Below are 16255 nucleotides of genomic sequence, written 5' to 3' on the forward strand. Positions count from 1 at the left end.
CAATATACGAAAAAAGCCCGATTTTTTTTCGGGCTTTATATTTATGTTGTCAGCTGATCGTAATTTAACATTTAACCTGCAGCTTCCATATCCATGATCTTTTTAATGAAGCTTAGGCTTGTACTTTCGCTAATTCTTCAGCGATAGCAACACCGATTTCGGCAGGAGATTCTACTACACGGATTCCGCATTCACGCATGATCTTCATTTTCGCTGCTGCGGTGTCGTCAGCTCCACCGACGATCGCTCCGGCATGTCCCATTCTGCGTCCCGGAGGTGCAGTCTGTCCGGCAATGAAACCAACCACTGGTTTAGTGCCATGCTCTTTGATCCAACGGGCTGCTTCAGCTTCCATTCCGCCGCCGATTTCGCCAATCATAATAATACCCTCTGTCTCGGGATCGTTCATCAATAACTCTACTGCCTCCTTTGTAGTGGTGCCGATAATAGGGTCTCCACCAATACCAATAGCTGTTGTAATTCCTAATCCGGCTTTTACCGTTTGGTCTACTGCTTCATATGTTAAAGTACCCGATTTGGAAACAACTCCGACATTACCTTTTTTGAAGATAAAACCAGGCATGATGCCGATTTTCGCTTCATCAGCAGTAATAATACCTGGACAATTCGGTCCGATTAAACGAGATTTTTTATCTTTTAGATATTCCTTCACCTGGATCATATCTTTTGTAGGAATACCTTCTGTAATACAAACGATAACTTCCACTCCTGCACTCGCAGCTTCCATGATTGCATCCGCAGCAAACGCGGGGGGGACGAAAATAATGGATACGTTAGCACCCGTAGTATCTACCGCGTCTTGAACCGTATTAAACACAGGGCGGTCTAAATGAGTCTGCCCTCCTTTTCCAGGAGTTACACCACCTACTACATTGGTACCATACTCGATCATTTGTGACGCATGGAACGAACCTTCAGTGCCGGTAAAGCCCTGAACTATAACTTTTGAATCTTTATTTACAAGTACACTCATTGGTCGAATTTTTGTATGGCAAACTTACTAAATTCATTTTAAAATAAGGGAAAGAGATTTAAAATAGCTTTCAGCCAATTGTACGTTTTAAGTTATAAGTTTTAAGCCATAAGCTTTAGGCTGTAGGCTATAGGCTATAAGCTGCGATCTTTAAAGATACTTGTTTCGATTGCAAGGGCCCTAGATTTATGTAGACTGCAACCAGCCGCAGGGTATCCCGGCGAACAACGAATAACCGGCAACGAATTACCAACAGCCACATTAAATGCCCGCAGAGTGGAACTGCAAATCATATAAGCGCTTATAATAGCCATTTAGATGAAGGAGTTCCTGGTGATTGCCTATCTCCTTTATCTCACCATGGTCGAGCACAATGATTTTGTCGGCTTTCTGAATAGTAGACAAACGATGAGCAATGACAATGGAGGTTCGATTTTTCATCAGCTTGTCAATAGCGGCCTGAATCAGCAACTCTGTTTCAGTATCTACGGAGGAAGTCGCTTCGTCAAGCACGAGGATCTTGGGATCGTGGACCAAAGCTCTTATAAAGGATATTAACTGGGCTTGACCTGCCGACAGAGTGGATCCTCGTTCCCTAACCTGATAATCATAACCGCCAGGTAGACGCTCAATAAATTCATGTGCTCCTACCCTCTTTGCTGCTTCTATCATGGCCTCCCGAGTAATGCTTGGATCGTAAAGACTTATATTATTAGCTACCGTATCGGAAAAAAGAAAAACGTCCTGCAGGACGGTTGCAATTGTTTTACGCAGATAGTTAATGTCATACGACCGGATATCGACACCGTCTAATCGGATCGATCCTTTACTGATCTCATAAAACCTACTAAGAATATTGATGGTGGAAGACTTACCTGCACCGGTTGCGCCGACTAAGGCCAGCGTTTCACCGGCCTTTACGGTAAAGCTCACATCCTTGAGCACCCATTTTACGCTGTGATCGTCAACGATCGGATCCGGTAAGTTTAATTTCTTGTTCGTTTCAATATAATCGTCATAGGTAAACCAAACATGATCGAAAGTGATATCTCCCTTTATTTTTTCCGGTTTTAAAATTCCATCGTTTGGAGTCTTTTCATCCGTATCTAAAACAGTAAAGATACGCTCTGCCCCTACCATTCCCATCTGGAGTGTGTTAAATTTATCAACTAATTCTCGGATAGGCCGAAAAATCATATTGATATACATAATAAAGGCAACCACAACACCGGGTGAGATACGCCCTGCCAAAATAGATTTAGAACCATACCAAACAAGTAATCCCAAGGCGATGGCCATGATAATCTCGATAACCGGAAAAAAAATGGAAAAATACCAATTAGAACGAATATGGGCATTTCGATGTTCCGCGTTAATCGCTTTAAACTTATCCATTTCTTGTTTCTCACGAGCAAAGAATTGGATAATGCTCACACCTGAAATATGCTCTTGCAAGAAGGTATTCAAATTGGATACCCAATGCCTCACATCCTGAAAGGCAGACTTCATGGCTTCTTGAAAGAAATGAGTAGCAATAACCATCAACGGCATCGGTATTAATACAATGAGTGTCAACTCCCAATCAGTATAGAACATGACACCTATGATCACAATCAACTGCAAAATATCACCAATGATTTGTATTAATCCCTCAGAAAATATATCGGCAATGGTTTCCAAGTCCGATATTGTACGGGTTATCAGTCTACCAATTGGAGTCTTATCGAAATACTTCAGCCGAAGATCCGTGATATGATTAAAGGTCTCAATTCGGAGATCGCGAATAACAGACTGTCCCAACGAATTGGTCAGCAAGGTGTGATAATATCTGATAGCGGTTTGAAAAATCAGCAAACCGAACATGATTAAGGTCATGATATTCAGTCCCTGATAGTTGTTCTTTAAAATAAACTGATCAAGGGTATATTCTACCAACATCGGTAAAAGAGGAGAGATACCTGCTACAATAAGGGTGAGTATAACCGACCAAACAAAATAGGTTCGATAGGGTCTTAAATATTTTCCCAGTCTGCGTAACAGTTGGGTGTCATATGTTCTACCTGTTATCTTTGCTTCACTCATTTTTACATTCGCTGCGTTCGGCCCTCAGATATCAGCCTACAGCTTTTTAATTATTGATACACCGTCCGTTTTAAAGGAACTTTTTACTTTATTTTTCGTCCCAGGGATACAAAACCTCGGTAAGATATAATCCACAAGCAGGCACCGAAACACCTGCCATGCTTCTGTTCTTGCTATTGATGACTTCGTGAATATAATTTAAATCGCGTTTTCCGTTTCCAATTTCCATTAAAGTACCAACTATTGCCCTTACCATATTCCTCAAAAACCGATCAGCCGATATATAAAAAACCAGACGCCCTCCATCAAGCCATTGCCATTCTGCCTTCGTAAGCTGACAGTTATTGGTAAAAACTTGTGTATGTGATTTACTGAAACAGCTGAAATCCTTATATTTCATCATGTGTCGCGCGGCCTCGTTCATCGCTTCCACATCCGGTCGATCCCTTAATTGCCAAGAAAAGCCATGCAGGAATGGATTCTTACCGAAGTGTATATGATACTCGTAAGATCGTTTGATCGCATCAAAACGAGCGTGCGCATTAGGAGCAACAACAAAAAGTTGCTTTACCGCAATATCTGTCGGTAATAGCGCGTTCAAACCTGTCACAATGCGTTCTTCATTGCCTTCAATCGCACCAACCGCATCGTCAAAGTGTGCAAAGAGCTGCTTTGCGTGTACACCGGTATCCGTTCTTCCGCAGCCAACCGTATTAACTGGCACCCGTAATAGGGTACCCAAAGCTTTATTAAGTACCTCCTGCACGCTAATTGCATTTTCCTGTATTTGCCAGCCATGGTAAGCTCCCCCATGGAAAGCAAGTTCTACAAAATATCTTTTCGTTGCTGATTTCACTACCTGCAAACTTAGATAAAAGTAGGTAGATTTTTGACATCCATAAGAAAGACTTTCTCCATATCCAAGGTGTACTTATACCTTGCGCGTTGATACGAATATATTATCTTTGTAGCAATATATATTTTTTACATGATACAACGTATACAAACTGTTTGGCTATTGTTGGCTTCGGTGACTATCCTAGTCTTATTTTTATTCCCATATGCACAATTTTCTGACAACAGCGGGATTGCCATGGCATTAAAAGTAACAGGGGTTTTAAATAACACCGGGGGCCGTAATCAGTTGAGCACGTCTTTCACTTTTATCCTTCAGGCAATCGCAACAATTTTATTGGCGGTATTACCGCTGATCACCATTTTAAAATATAAAAACAGAAAAAAACAGGTAAGTCTGATCTTAGTTACTCTTTTATTGGTCATTCTCTTTGCTTTTTGGCTGTTTCTGTCTGCTAATAGTGCTGTTGAAGCAGTTAACAAAAGTCTCGAGCTAAATAATATCGGTATCGGTGCGTTACTTATCCCTCCCTATATTATTTTTCTACTCTTAGCGCTTAAAGGCATTAATCACGATACCAAGCTTATCAAGTCGGCAGATCGTTTACGATAACTGTATTTTTTTGAGGAAATGTGTGAAAAAGAGCGAGAAATCGTCCTTTTTTTAGCACATTTCCCGCTCCTCATTCCAAATAAAAGCATCTAATAATCAATCCGTTACATCAACCAAGCAGAAAATGGTCTAATTTTTGGTAATACAGCATCAAATTTCAGAAAACAATTTAGAAACGAAATTAAATTTTATGATCAAGAACTTTAGACTAAAAAAAACAAACTCTTTAGTCGCTTTAGCACTTTTAGCTTCTGCGCCTGCATTTGCTCAAACCACCCAGGTAAATGATGTGAAGCCATTTGCTCCTGAGAGCGAATTTAGAACCTGGTCAATCGGTGTCGGAGCCGGGGTGATTAATCAATGGAACATTATCGGATTAAGAAAGGACTTCGGTTCATCGGAAAGTCAATTGGGTTATAATTTTTATGTAAAAAAGCAAATTACACCTGCATTCGGACTGAGAGCTGAATATTTAGGAGGAAAATTAAGTGGTAGCGCCGAAGGAAGTAATGATAAATTTTCCACTAAGCTTCCGTGGTCGGCCGCTTTAAGTGCCGACATTACATTGGCGAATATTAGTTGGAGACATCAACAGGGTGTAATTAAACCTTATTTGACAGTAGGATTGGGAGCACTCAATTACAATCCAACAATAACAATGGGCGGTGTAGAACAAGAGCTTGGCTCAACCACCAAAGCGTTTATTCCTGCAGGCTTAGGTTTTAAATTCGGTGTAGCTAATGGGATCAATATAGATTTAGGTTACCAAGTCAATCTGGCAAATACCGGTACGCTTGATGGTTTAAGCACCAACAAAGTAGATATGTTCTCTTACGTACATGCCGGTCTTGAATTCGCTTTGGGAGATGCTACAAAACCATTCCTAGGCAATCGTAATCCTGTAGTCGATATGCGTAAAGAATACCAGGCAAGTTATGACGAATTAGCGGCAGCTTTGAAAGCACAAAAAGAGGAAAATGAAGCGTTAAAAGCTCAATTAACAACTGATTTAGCAGATGATGACGGTGATGGTGTTGCGAATAAATTTGATAAGTGCCCAGGCACCGCAGCTGATGCAAAAGTAGATGGATCGGGCTGCCCGCTTCCTGAAGCTAAAAAAGTAGTACAACAAATCACCGTAACAGAAGAAGATCGTCGGGTAGTAGATGAAGCTATTAAAAACTTAGAGTTTGATCTAAGTAAAGCAACGATTCGTCCTACATCTTATCCAAGCTTAGATAAGGTGGCCAGGTTATTAGTAGAGAAGAATTTCAGTCTTAAATTGGCAGGACATACCGATAACACAGGTTCAATGAAATTGAATATGCGTTTGTCAAAAGAACGTGCGGAAGCTGTTAAAGCTTACTTAGTAAGTAAAGGAGCTAATCCATCACGTATTGAAGCAACCGGTTATGGACCAACTCAACCAATTGCGACGAATGCGACGGCAGAAGGACGACAAGCTAATCGTCGAGTAGAGTTCACACTCTATTAATGAACAGTATCGTTATCTAAAATAAAAAGGACATCAATAGATGTCCTTTTTATTTTAGATATTTTAAGAAACTCCAAGCCTTCCTAACCTTCAGATAATTTTTTTGCTCATCGTTAATATATGCTTCGCGCTCAAAACAAATAGTTCGATAAGCACGATTCGGATCCTTACAAATCCACCATCTTACCAGCCACTCACCAATATACCAAATGTAAAAGGGTAAAATCAACAATTCCAATTGTTGCCTCAGATGAATTTTTTCATGTCTTAACAACTGCATAGAAACCCCTCGATTTCGCAGCGATGTATTCGCAATGACAAAAGGCCATAAAGCCATTGCTTGCACTTTACTGCTTGCCGGGATAATATAGTAAACCTTCATAAGCCTTATGCGCGATCAACTCACCTAAGTTACTAAAAACTGGTAATTACACGAATGCCGCCATAACGAAGATTCATATTTTGATTGGATAAGCTACCGATTGGAATCTTGAAAAACGGTTCAACGGCGATACCCACTTTTCTCGAAATAGGCATTTTTCTTCCCACTGAAAAGTTGAGAAACCCGGAATAGCCATTCCCTTGAAATGGTGTCTCTTCCGCTTTTTCACTGACGTTATTCACTTGGAATTCCGGCTGGCTGAAAGCATAGCCTTCCGTGTTTTGAATTGTCCTATTTGTTGGTGTCCGAGTCAAAAAGTTATTGGTCCGATCTTCATTTAATACCGCAAAAAAGGAAATACCCGCACTGGCATAAAATTGTTTACTCACCTGATATTTAATATCAATTGGGATGTCCAAAGCTAACAAATTAGTATTTATCGACGTTAGCTCTTTGGTTTCAAGCGATTTTGCATTTAGTGTCGGAGATGCGTCGCTTAGTGAAGCTGAAACGGGCGAATTCATGGTTCCGTTCGATGCGTTGGGTGACGACTGATGGAATCCTAAATCAACCAAAGAAACACCAGAACCAATAGATACTTTTTTGGATATGTTATACGCTACGGTTACCCCCCCTCCCATATTGAAACGTTCTTCTGTTAGCGAGGGCGCAAACACAACGCCTACATTCCAACGCTTATTTCCGGAATAGTCGGCATTGTTCATCAATGCACGTTCAGAAGAACTCGACGACGAGCTGTTCTCCCTCAACATGCTAATTAAAGCTTCTTCTTTTTCTTTAGATGTATCTCCGATAATTTTGCCTTTTTGTTGCACTTGCTCCGAATTCGGCTCCTCTCTTTCGATACTAGAGCCATTAGACGATAAAGCTTCGTTTTTCTTTTGATCAAATTGCGCTATGCGATTATCAATTTTGGTTGGTTGTTCCTTATTAAATACTTCTGCGAAAGTAGATGCGCTTTTTCCTTCAGAACCTCTGTTAGATGACTGGGCCAGTACGCTCCCATTACGTTTGTTATTATGCTCAGCACTTGTCTCCCCAGTAATCACCGGAGAGGCTTGTTTCAGCAAAGAATCTCCTCTAGATTCCCCAGATCCGTTATTTTGTGTATAAGTTATTGCAGGTGGAATTTGCCTGTCAACATTATTTCTATTCATAAAAAGCGCCACCCCTAATAAAACGGCAGCTGCTACGCCCCCAAGGTACCAAATTGGTACAACCTTTCTTCCTTGCTTTTGCGTGCTTGCAAATCGTTCCCATGCCCCTTCTCTATAAGGCGCTGAATGCTCTCGCAAGACTTCAGCCATACGATCGATCAGTTCCTTATTATCTTTTTCTTTCATAGTAAATTCTATACTTTATTGTTTTCCTATGGCGAACTCCTCAATATAAAGCTTCCGTAACCGCTGTTTTGCTCGGGTTAAGTATGTTCTGGATGTACTGTCAGGTATATTTAACATTTTTCCAATCTCTTCATGTGCATATCCTTCGATTTCGTATAAGTTGAAAATGATCCGTTGAATTTCGGGTAGTCTCTCTAAAAGCTTTAGGATATCTTCTGCAAAGAGCTTGTCGGAAGCATTAACCAAAACCGGTTTAACTTCTTGCTCACCTACATCCTCCATCGCCACCATATTCTTTTGAGATCGTAATAAGTCAATGGATAAATTTGCTGCTATTCTTGCTAGCCAACCTCTAAATGATTTTTCAAGAACATTTCCTTCACCTACTCTGTTGAATCGAGGCAGATTTTTAAACGCTTTAATAAATGTTTCATTTACCAGCTCTTCCGCATCGTATTCGCTTTTTATATACCTTGCCACTACTGCTAACACGTATCCATAGTACTTTTTGTAGATAAATTCTTTAGCCCGTTCCGCATCCGTTTGGACACAAGCATCCAAGGCACTGTCTAGTGTTAATGTCTTCTTTTTACTTAAAAATCCTAAACGGTAATTCACTACAGCAATACTACTAATTGGAAAGCCCCATCTATTTAATTAGCAAATAAACAAAGCTTATTCAAAAATACGCAAACCTGCTAAAAAAGATGTTCTTATTTTTGGTACAAGAAGGATTTCCCTGATACATCTTTTTATTTTCAAATTAGCTCGTAGCTGCTGTCAATTCCGTCTCGTAGTTCTTTTTAACCATACATCGGTATAACGATAAAAACAACAAAACGCTACAGCGAAAGTATTGATAAATAACTAAAAACCGCTAAAATACACTGCTTTTTACGCCTTACTCCTTTGCATATCAGGCCAATTTTATCTAAGTTTGCGAAAAATCAGAACCGAGGTTATTTCGTAAATCAGTATACAGAAGCCCATGTTCTTTCTCCTTCAAGTGAGTACATATTTTAACTAAATGAGCAGCATTTTATCAGAACAGGAAGTATTGCGCCGACAGGCTTTAGATCAATTGATCCAATTAGGAATAGAACCTTATCCTGCAGAGGCATTTGACATTAATGCTAACGCACGGGACATCCATGAAAATTATGATCGCGACAAGCTGAATTATAAAAATATTAGTATTGCAGGTCGTATGATGAGTAGGCGAGTGATGGGAAGTGCTTCTTTCTTTGAACTTCAAGATTCGACAGGTCGTATTCAGGTTTATCTGACAAGAGATGAGCTTTGCCCCACCGAGGATAAAACATTATATAACACCGTCTTTAAAAAATTATTGGATATTGGAGATTTTGTTGGTGTAAAGGGACACGTTTTTACAACGCAGACCGGAACAATATCCATCCATGCAACTGAATTGACATTGCTAGCAAAATCGCTGAAACCTCTGCCGATAGTTAAGGAAGCAGACGGAAAAGTGTTCGATGCCGTAACCGATCCTGAATTTCGCTATAGACAACGTTACGTTGATTTAGTAGTAAATCCGCACGTTCGGGAAACGTTCACCAAAGTAACTAAAATCAAATCTGCCATAAGGCAATTTTTGGATGAACAGGGGGCCATTGAAGTAGACACACCGGTATTACAAAGTATACCGGGCGGTGCTGCTGCAAGACCGTTTATTACGCATCATAACGCACTTGACATCCCGTTATATTTACGGATAGCCAATGAGCTGTATTTAAAGCGCTTAGTCGTTGGCGGCTACGATTGGGTGTATGAATTCAGCAGAAACTTTCGCAATGAAGGAATGGACCGAACCCATAATCCTGAATTTACGGTACTCGAATTCTATGTGGCATACAAAGATTACCTATGGATGATGGACATCACAGAGCAGCTCTTCGAGAAGGTGGCGCTAGCTACAAACGGAAAGACCACCATAACGGTTGGCGATAAGGAAATTAACTTTGCAGCTCCCTATAAACGGATCAGCATATATGATGCAATAAAAGAGCATACGGGCTTTGACGTTTCAGGCTTAGATGAGGTGGGATTACGGGATGTATGCAAGCAGCTTCATATCCCGGTAGATGAAAGCATGGGTAAGGGAAAGCTTATTGACGAGATATTTGGTGAAAAATGTGAGCATCATTATATTCAACCCACATTTATTATTGATTATCCGGTAGAGATGAGTCCTTTAACGAAGAAACATCGCAGCAAGGAAGGACTTGTTGAACGTTTTGAACTCATGGTAAATGGAAAGGAATTAGCGAATGCTTATTCCGAACTTAATGATCCAATAGACCAGCTTAAGCGTTTTGAGGATCAGTTGAAGTTAATGGAGCGGGGTGATGATGAGGCGATGTTTATTGATTACGACTTTCTAAGAGCGTTGGAATATGGCATGCCTCCTACCTCAGGAATCGGTATTGGTATTGATCGATTAGCAATGCTGATGACCAATCAGGCAAGTATACAAGATGTGTTGTTTTTCCCACAGATGCGACCTGAAAAAGTTATCAAAACCGCTTCTGTGACTGATTACGAGGCTCAAGGAATTCCAGCTGTTTGGGTTCCTGCATTGCAGAAAATGGGACTTATCACCATTGAGTCGTTAAAAGCAGCCAATCCAAACAAAGTCTTTAATGATTTAGGCGGATTACGGAAAAAAATGAAAATTGAATCTGCCATGCCTACGAAGGACGAGGTGATGGAATGGTTTAAATAAAAAGTTGTGAGTTGTTGGTTACGAGTTGTGAGTTTTGTAAATTAAAAAGCTCATAACCCACAACGGACAACTCACAACTCCGAATGTCTATCCAACGATTTCTTATAGGTCTTACCCGTCTGCTTAATAATAAACTCCTTCCGGAGTAAAAAAGACAATTTGCTACTTAAACGATTGAGAAATCCGGGAATATAAGTCGATTTTCTTTTTTTGAAAGCCAGCAATCCTTCTTTTGCAACCTGTTGTACCGGCATCAGATAACCGCGAAGTTCATTAAAGCCGTCGCCTGCCGTCATTTCCGTAGCAATACCTCCCGGTAAAAATATCGTAAGCGACAATTCTTTATTATCTAGCTCCTGTGAAAGAGCCGAAGCGAAGTTAAGTAGAAACCCCTTAGTACCTGCATAAGCTGCCTGGAAGGGCGTTGGGAAAATTGCTGCCATACTGGAGACGATCATGATACCACCGACAGATTTTTTTTTCTCAAAGTACGCGACCAATTGGGTTGTCATATAGGTAACGCTAATGATATTGATTTGGATCATTTGGTTAAATTGTTCCTTTGGCAGCGCCAAGTGCTTCCCCAAATAGGTAACGCCCGCATTTAAGATAGCTGCATACAAGTCTCGTCGGCTTATAATTGTTTCCAGAATTTCTTCAATCTGCTCGGGTTGGGATAAATCTGCAACAACAATATCAACACTTGATTCCGTTTCACTTTCTATGGTAATCTTCAATTGTTCCAACCGCTCTTTACGACGAGCTAGCAAAATTAAATTCGCGCCATGTTGAACAGCTAACTGCCTCGCCATCTCCTCTCCCAATCCCGATGAGGCGCCGGTAACCAATATCCACTTATCCTTAAAATTTAGATTTTTCATGTATTTGCAATTCGTTATTCATTATTGGCTGTTGGTCAGATTCCGCCATGCGTTTCATAAAAATATCACAAGGCTAAAACCAATAAGCATCACGAACAACTCATAACCAAGCTTAAGCTTGCGCTGTTGGACCTCCGAAGTTCATTGGAAATGGGGGTTCCTCATGCGTATCAATTTTGCCATTCATGGCTTCATACTTCGCGATATTATCTTGAAAAGCCTTCATTAATCGTTTCGCATGCTCAGGTGTTAAGACGATTCTCGACTTTACTTTCGCTTTTGGAATTCCTGGCATTACGCGAATGAAGTCGACAACAAATTCTGTATGGGAGTGCGTTATGATTGCTAGATTTGAATATATGCCTTCGGCGATATCTTCGGTAAGTTCTATGTTCAATTGATTATCCTGTTCTTCCATATTGATTTAATGGTAAGCATGTATGTCTAAATGATATCTAGCGGTAAAGATAATAAATAGGAAACAAAAAACCCCGAAGAACACTAGCCTTCGGGGTTTTATAATATAAAGTGAATAAACAACTATTAAACTTCTTCTTTAGAAGCCAACAACTGATCATATTCCTCTTTTGATCCAACGATGATACGGTCATAATTACGTAAACCGGTACCCGAAGGGATTAAGTGTCCGACAATAACATTCTCTTTCAATCCTAGTAAATCATCGCGTTTACCACTAATAGCCGCTTCGTTTAACACTTTGGTAGTTTCCTGGAAAGACGCTGCCGATATAAACGATTTGGTTCCCAATGATGCACGTGTAATACCTTGAAGCATTGGACTGGAAGTAGCAGCAATTGCATCACGCACCTGTACCAGTTTTAGATCTCGACGTTTCAAACTAGAATTCTCTTCTCGCAGTTTACGTAGAGACACGATCTGACCAGCTTTCAGTACATTTGAATCACCTGGATCAGTTACCACTTTCTTATCGTACATACTGTCGTTCTCCTCGATAAAATCCCATTTGTTAACAGCATCCTTTTCCAAGAAGCGGGTATCGCCTGGGTCTTCGATCATGACCTTCTGCATCATTTGATGTACAATTGTCTCAAAGTGTTTATCATTAATTTTCACACCTTGCAGACGGTAAACTTCCTGAATACCGTTTACTAAATATTCCTGTACGGCAGCTGGCCCCTTTATCGCTAAAATATCGGACGGCGAAATAGAGCCGTCAGAAAGCGGCATACCTGCCTTCACGAAGTCATTATCTTGTACTAAAATGTGTTTAGAAAGTGGCACTAAGTATTTCTTCACTTGGCCATCACGTGATTCTATTTGAATTTCACGGTTACCACGTTTAACCCCCCCTAACGTTACTACCCCGTCGATTTCTGTTACGACAGCTGGATTAGAAGGGTTTCTTGCTTCAAACAATTCAGTTACACGCGGTAGACCCCCCGTAATATCGCGGGTCTTCCCAGCTGAACGAGGAATTTTCGCGATAATTTCCCCCACTTTTGCTTTACCGGCATTATCCACAGCAATGTGGGCACCAACCGGTAAGTTGTAGGTACGGATGACATCACCTGCATTATCCAAAATTTTGATCGCCGGGTTCTTCGTTTTATCACGCGTATCGATGATTACTTTCTCGCGGTGTCCGGTTTGTTCATCAGACTCTTCACGATAGGTAACACCTTCTATGATCGCATCAAATTCAACCTTACCTGCAAATTCAGAAATAATAACCGCGTTGTATGGATCCCAAGAACAGATTCTATCGCCCTTCGTTACCTTATCACCGTCGGCAATGTATAGGAATGAACCGTAAGGAATGTTATTGGTCATCAGTACCTTCTTAGATTCCGGATCAAGAATGCGGAATTCACCTGAGCGGCCCAATACGATGTGCAATTTACCTTCTTCCGTTTCGCGCTCTACCGAACGCATATTCTCGAATTCAACGATACCGTCAAATTTAGCAACGATTTGCGACTCAGCAGCAATGTTAGAAGCCGTACCACCCACGTGGAACGTACGAAGTGTAAGCTGTGTACCCGGCTCACCGATAGACTGAGCGGCGATAACACCAACCGCTTCTCCCATTTGAACACGTTTACCCGACGCAAGGTTACGTCCATAACACAAGGCACAAACACCGCGCTTGCTTTCGCAAGTTAATACCGAACGAATTTCTATACCTTCTACTGAAGAACGCTCTATCTTCTCTGCAATCTCTTCCGTAATATCTTGATCAGCACTAACCAATAGTTCATTGCTTACCGGATCATACACATCGTGCAGCGAAGTACGTCCCAGTATACGGTCATATAAAGGTTCAACGATGTCTTCGTTATCTTTCAGAGCAGTAGTGAAAATACCTCTCAACGTACCACAATCCTCCTCGGTAACGATCATATCTTGCGCAACATCGTGCAAACGACGAGTTAAGTACCCGGCGTCAGCTGTCTTTAATGCCGTATCCGCAAGACCTTTACGAGCACCGTGCGTTGAGATAAAGTACTCGAGTACCGATAAACCTTCCTTAAAGTTGGATAAAATTGGGTTTTCGATAATTTCACCTCCTGACGAACCGGATTTTTGTGGTTTCGCCATCAATCCCCGCATTCCACAGAGCTGACGAATCTGCTCCTTAGAACCACGGGCACCTGAATCCAGCATCATATAAACCGAATTAAAGCCTTGGTTATCATTGGATAAAATATCCATCACATTGGCAGTCAAACGGTTGTTAATACGCGTCCAGATATCGATAATTTGGTTATAACGTTCGTTATTGGTAATGAATCCCATATTATAGTTATTCATCACTTCTTCTACTTCACGTGTTGCTTGCTCAATTAAACCAGCTTTCGCATCCGGAATATTAAGATCTTGTAAGTTAAATGATAAACCTCCACGGAACGCCATTTGGAAACCAAGTTCTTTAATATCATCCAAGAACTTCGCTGCTCTGGCCATACCAGTGGTTTTCACCACATCGCCGATGATATCACGTAAAGACTTCTTCGTAAGTAGCTCATTGATATAACCTACCTCTTCCGGAACTACTTGATTGAATAAAACCCTACCAACGGTTGTATCAATTAATTGCTTAACGATATTACCATCTTTATCCTTTACATTAGTTTTAACCTTAATAAAGGCGTGTAAATCAATTTTCTTCTCGTTATAAGCAATGATAACTTCTTCCGGCGAGTAGAAGGTCATATCCTGGCCTTTTACCACACGCGAATCATCTGTTCTACGTCCCTTTGTAATGTAATAAAGTCCCAAAACCATGTCCTGAGAAGGTACGGTAATCGGTGTACCATTCGCCGGATTCAAAATGTTATGAGCGGCTAACATTAGTATTTGAGCCTCCAAAATAGCTGCATTTCCTAAAGGCAAATGCACCGCCATCTGGTCACCGTCAAAGTCGGCGTTGAACGCTGTACACACTAAGGGGTGAAGCTGAATCGCCTTTCCTTCCACTAATTTCGGCTGAAAAGCCTGGATACCTAAACGGTGCAACGTAGGTGCACGGTTAAGAAGAACAGGGTGTCCTTTCAATACGTTTTCCAAAATATCCCAAACAATCGGATCTTTACGGTCAACGATTTTTTTGGCTGATTTCACTGTTTTTACAACCCCGCGTTCAATCATTTTACGGATAATAAACGGTTTGTATAATTCAGCAGCCATATCTTTAGGTAATCCGCACTCATGCAGTTTCAGGTTTGGTCCAACCACAATAACGGAACGTGCCGAATAGTCAACACGCTTACCTAATAAGTTCTGACGGAAACGCCCTTGTTTACCTTTTAGGATATCGGAAAGTGATTTTAGTGCACGGTTACCTTCCGTCTTCACGGCATTCACTTTACGGGAGTTATCGAATAATGAATCCACAGCTTCCTGAAGCATACGCTTTTCGTTACGTAAAATTACTTCAGGTGCTTTGATTTCGATCAAACGTTTTAAACGGTTATTTCTAATAATAACACGGCGATATAAGTCGTTCAAATCTGACGTAGCAAAGCGCCCACCTTCCAAAGGAACTAAAGGACGTAACTCGGGAGGAATAACCGGAACGATTTTAACAATCATCCACTCCGGACGATTTTCAATACGCTCGCGTGACCCGCGGAAAGCTTCAACTACTTGAAGGCGTTTTAATGCTTCATTTTTACGTTGTTGCGAAGTCTCATTAGCGGCTTGGTGACGTAAATCATATGACAATTGATCTAAATCAATTCGTTGCAATAATTCTTCCAACGCTTCAGCCCCCATCTTCGCCACAAACTTCTGAGGATCCTTATCGTCAAGATATTGATTCTCCTTTGGTAAAGTATCCAATATATCCAGATACTCTTCCTCCGTTAAGAAATCCATGTACTGGATGCCATCTTCTTCCTTTATACCAGGCTGGATTACGACATATCGCTCATAGTAGATAATCATATCCAACTTCTTAGTTGGCAAACCTAGTAAATATCCAATCTTATTTGGAAGTGAACGAAAATACCAGATATGAGCTACCGGAACAACCAAATTAATATGTCCCATGCGCTCTCTACGCACCTTCTTTTCAGTAACTTCTACGCCACATCGATCGCAGACGATACCTTTATAACGAATACGCTTATACTTACCGCAATGGCATTCGTAATCCTTTACAGGACCGAAGATACGCTCACAAAACAGACCATCACGCTCCGGCTTATAAGTACGGTAGTTAATGGTTTCCGGTTTTAATACTTCACCGCTGGAACGCTCCAAAATAGCTTCTGGAGACGACAAGCTGATCGTAATCGAGGTGAAGTTGCTTTTTATTTTATTATCTTTCTTGTAAGACATAGCTCTTTTTAGTTATGAG

The 16255-nt window shown here is 40.9% G+C and carries 12 protein-coding genes; 3 read left to right on the forward strand and 9 right to left on the reverse strand.

From position 1 onward, the window contains the following. Positions 1-112: 112 nt before the first annotated feature. The 3 genes from sucD to truA form a co-directional block, all read right to left on the reverse strand. Positions 113-994, reverse strand: coding sequence for a succinate--CoA ligase subunit alpha (gene sucD, locus M1D52_RS19000; RefSeq protein ID WP_013665693.1), 882 nt, complete (start codon positions 992-994; stop codon positions 113-115). 261 nt (positions 995-1255) lie between these two features. Then, positions 1256-3076 carry an ABC transporter ATP-binding protein gene (locus M1D52_RS19005; RefSeq protein WP_377612335.1) on the reverse strand — a complete coding sequence of 607 codons (1821 nt, stop codon included), beginning with the start codon at positions 3074-3076 and terminating at the stop codon, positions 1256-1258. A gap of 88 nt (positions 3077-3164) precedes the next feature. Continuing rightward, positions 3165-3932: a tRNA pseudouridine(38-40) synthase TruA gene (truA, locus tag M1D52_RS19010; protein WP_013665691.1), complete on the reverse strand. Its 768-nt coding sequence runs from the start codon at positions 3930-3932 to the stop codon at positions 3165-3167. A gap of 132 nt (positions 3933-4064) precedes the next feature. Between truA and M1D52_RS19015 the strand changes: the two genes are divergently transcribed. Beyond that, positions 4065-4544 carry a DUF4293 domain-containing protein gene (locus M1D52_RS19015; protein ID WP_013665690.1) on the forward strand — a complete coding sequence of 160 codons (480 nt, stop codon included), beginning with the start codon at positions 4065-4067 and terminating at the stop codon, positions 4542-4544. Between the two features lie 190 nt (positions 4545-4734). Continuing rightward, positions 4735-6039, forward strand: a complete 1305-nt coding sequence (locus M1D52_RS19020) for an OmpA family protein (protein WP_013665689.1) — start codon at positions 4735-4737, stop codon at positions 6037-6039. 49 nt (positions 6040-6088) lie between these two features. Here the strand turns inward: M1D52_RS19020 and M1D52_RS19025 are convergent, their stop codons facing one another. Genes M1D52_RS19025 through M1D52_RS19035 form a run of 3 tightly spaced genes read right to left on the reverse strand, consistent with a single transcriptional unit; the run spans position 6089 to position 8403 of the window. Further along, complete coding sequence (locus M1D52_RS19025) at positions 6089-6421, reverse strand: hypothetical protein (RefSeq protein ID WP_013665688.1); 333 nt, start codon at positions 6419-6421, stop codon at positions 6089-6091. A gap of 32 nt (positions 6422-6453) precedes the next feature. Beyond that, positions 6454-7785, reverse strand: coding sequence for a hypothetical protein (locus M1D52_RS19030; RefSeq protein WP_437393272.1), 1332 nt, complete (start codon positions 7783-7785; stop codon positions 6454-6456). Positions 7786-7800: 15 nt separating this feature from the next. After that, positions 7801-8403, reverse strand: a complete 603-nt coding sequence (locus tag M1D52_RS19035; RefSeq protein WP_437364102.1) for an RNA polymerase sigma factor — start codon at positions 8401-8403, stop codon at positions 7801-7803. Positions 8404-8812: 409 nt separating this feature from the next. On the opposite strand from M1D52_RS19035, the gene lysS reads away from it, so the two are divergent. Beyond that, entirely contained in the window at positions 8813-10531 is a 1719-nt protein-coding gene (gene lysS, locus M1D52_RS19040) for a lysine--tRNA ligase (protein WP_437393271.1), read from the forward strand. 71 nt (positions 10532-10602) lie between these two features. Here the strand turns inward: lysS and M1D52_RS19045 are convergent, their stop codons facing one another. From M1D52_RS19045 to rpoC, 3 genes are all read right to left on the reverse strand, one after another. After that, on the reverse strand, positions 10603-11412 hold the full coding sequence (locus tag M1D52_RS19045) for an SDR family NAD(P)-dependent oxidoreductase (protein WP_013665684.1): 810 nt from the start codon (positions 11410-11412) through the stop codon (positions 10603-10605). A 112-nt stretch (positions 11413-11524) separates the two neighbouring features. Then, a complete protein-coding gene (locus tag M1D52_RS19050; RefSeq protein ID WP_013665683.1) occupies positions 11525-11830 on the reverse strand; it encodes a DUF3467 domain-containing protein in 306 nt (101 codons plus the stop codon). A gap of 125 nt (positions 11831-11955) precedes the next feature. Next, the gene (gene rpoC, locus M1D52_RS19055; protein ID WP_013665682.1) at positions 11956-16236 is read right to left on the reverse strand and encodes a DNA-directed RNA polymerase subunit beta'; all 4281 of its coding nucleotides are present in this window, start codon (positions 16234-16236) and stop codon (positions 11956-11958) included. Positions 16237-16255 lie beyond the last annotated feature (19 nt).

Source organism: Olivibacter sp. SA151, assembly GCF_054130995.1.

Excerpts from the sequence above, each read along its gene's own strand:
- sucD (WP_013665693.1), bottom strand. The coding sequence starts at position 994 with ATGAGTGTACTTGTAAATAAAGATTCAAAAGTTATAGTTCAGGGCTTT.
- M1D52_RS19005 (WP_377612335.1), bottom strand. The coding sequence starts at position 3,076 with ATGAGTGAAGCAAAGATAACAGGTAGAACATATGACACCCAACTGTTA.
- M1D52_RS19015 (WP_013665690.1), top strand. The coding sequence starts at position 4,065 with ATGATACAACGTATACAAACTGTTTGGCTATTGTTGGCTTCGGTGACT.
- M1D52_RS19020 (WP_013665689.1), top strand. The coding sequence starts at position 4,735 with ATGATCAAGAACTTTAGACTAAAAAAAACAAACTCTTTAGTCGCTTTA.
- M1D52_RS19025 (WP_013665688.1), bottom strand. The coding sequence starts at position 6,421 with ATGAAGGTTTACTATATTATCCCGGCAAGCAGTAAAGTGCAAGCAATG.
- M1D52_RS19030 (WP_437393272.1), bottom strand. The coding sequence starts at position 7,785 with ATGAAAGAAAAAGATAATAAGGAACTGATCGATCGTATGGCTGAAGTC.
- lysS (WP_437393271.1), top strand. The coding sequence starts at position 8,813 with ATGAGCAGCATTTTATCAGAACAGGAAGTATTGCGCCGACAGGCTTTA.
- M1D52_RS19045 (WP_013665684.1), bottom strand. The coding sequence starts at position 11,412 with ATGAAAAATCTAAATTTTAAGGATAAGTGGATATTGGTTACCGGCGCC.
- M1D52_RS19050 (WP_013665683.1), bottom strand. The coding sequence starts at position 11,830 with ATGGAAGAACAGGATAATCAATTGAACATAGAACTTACCGAAGATATC.
- rpoC (WP_013665682.1), bottom strand. The coding sequence starts at position 16,236 with ATGTCTTACAAGAAAGATAATAAAATAAAAAGCAACTTCACCTCGATT.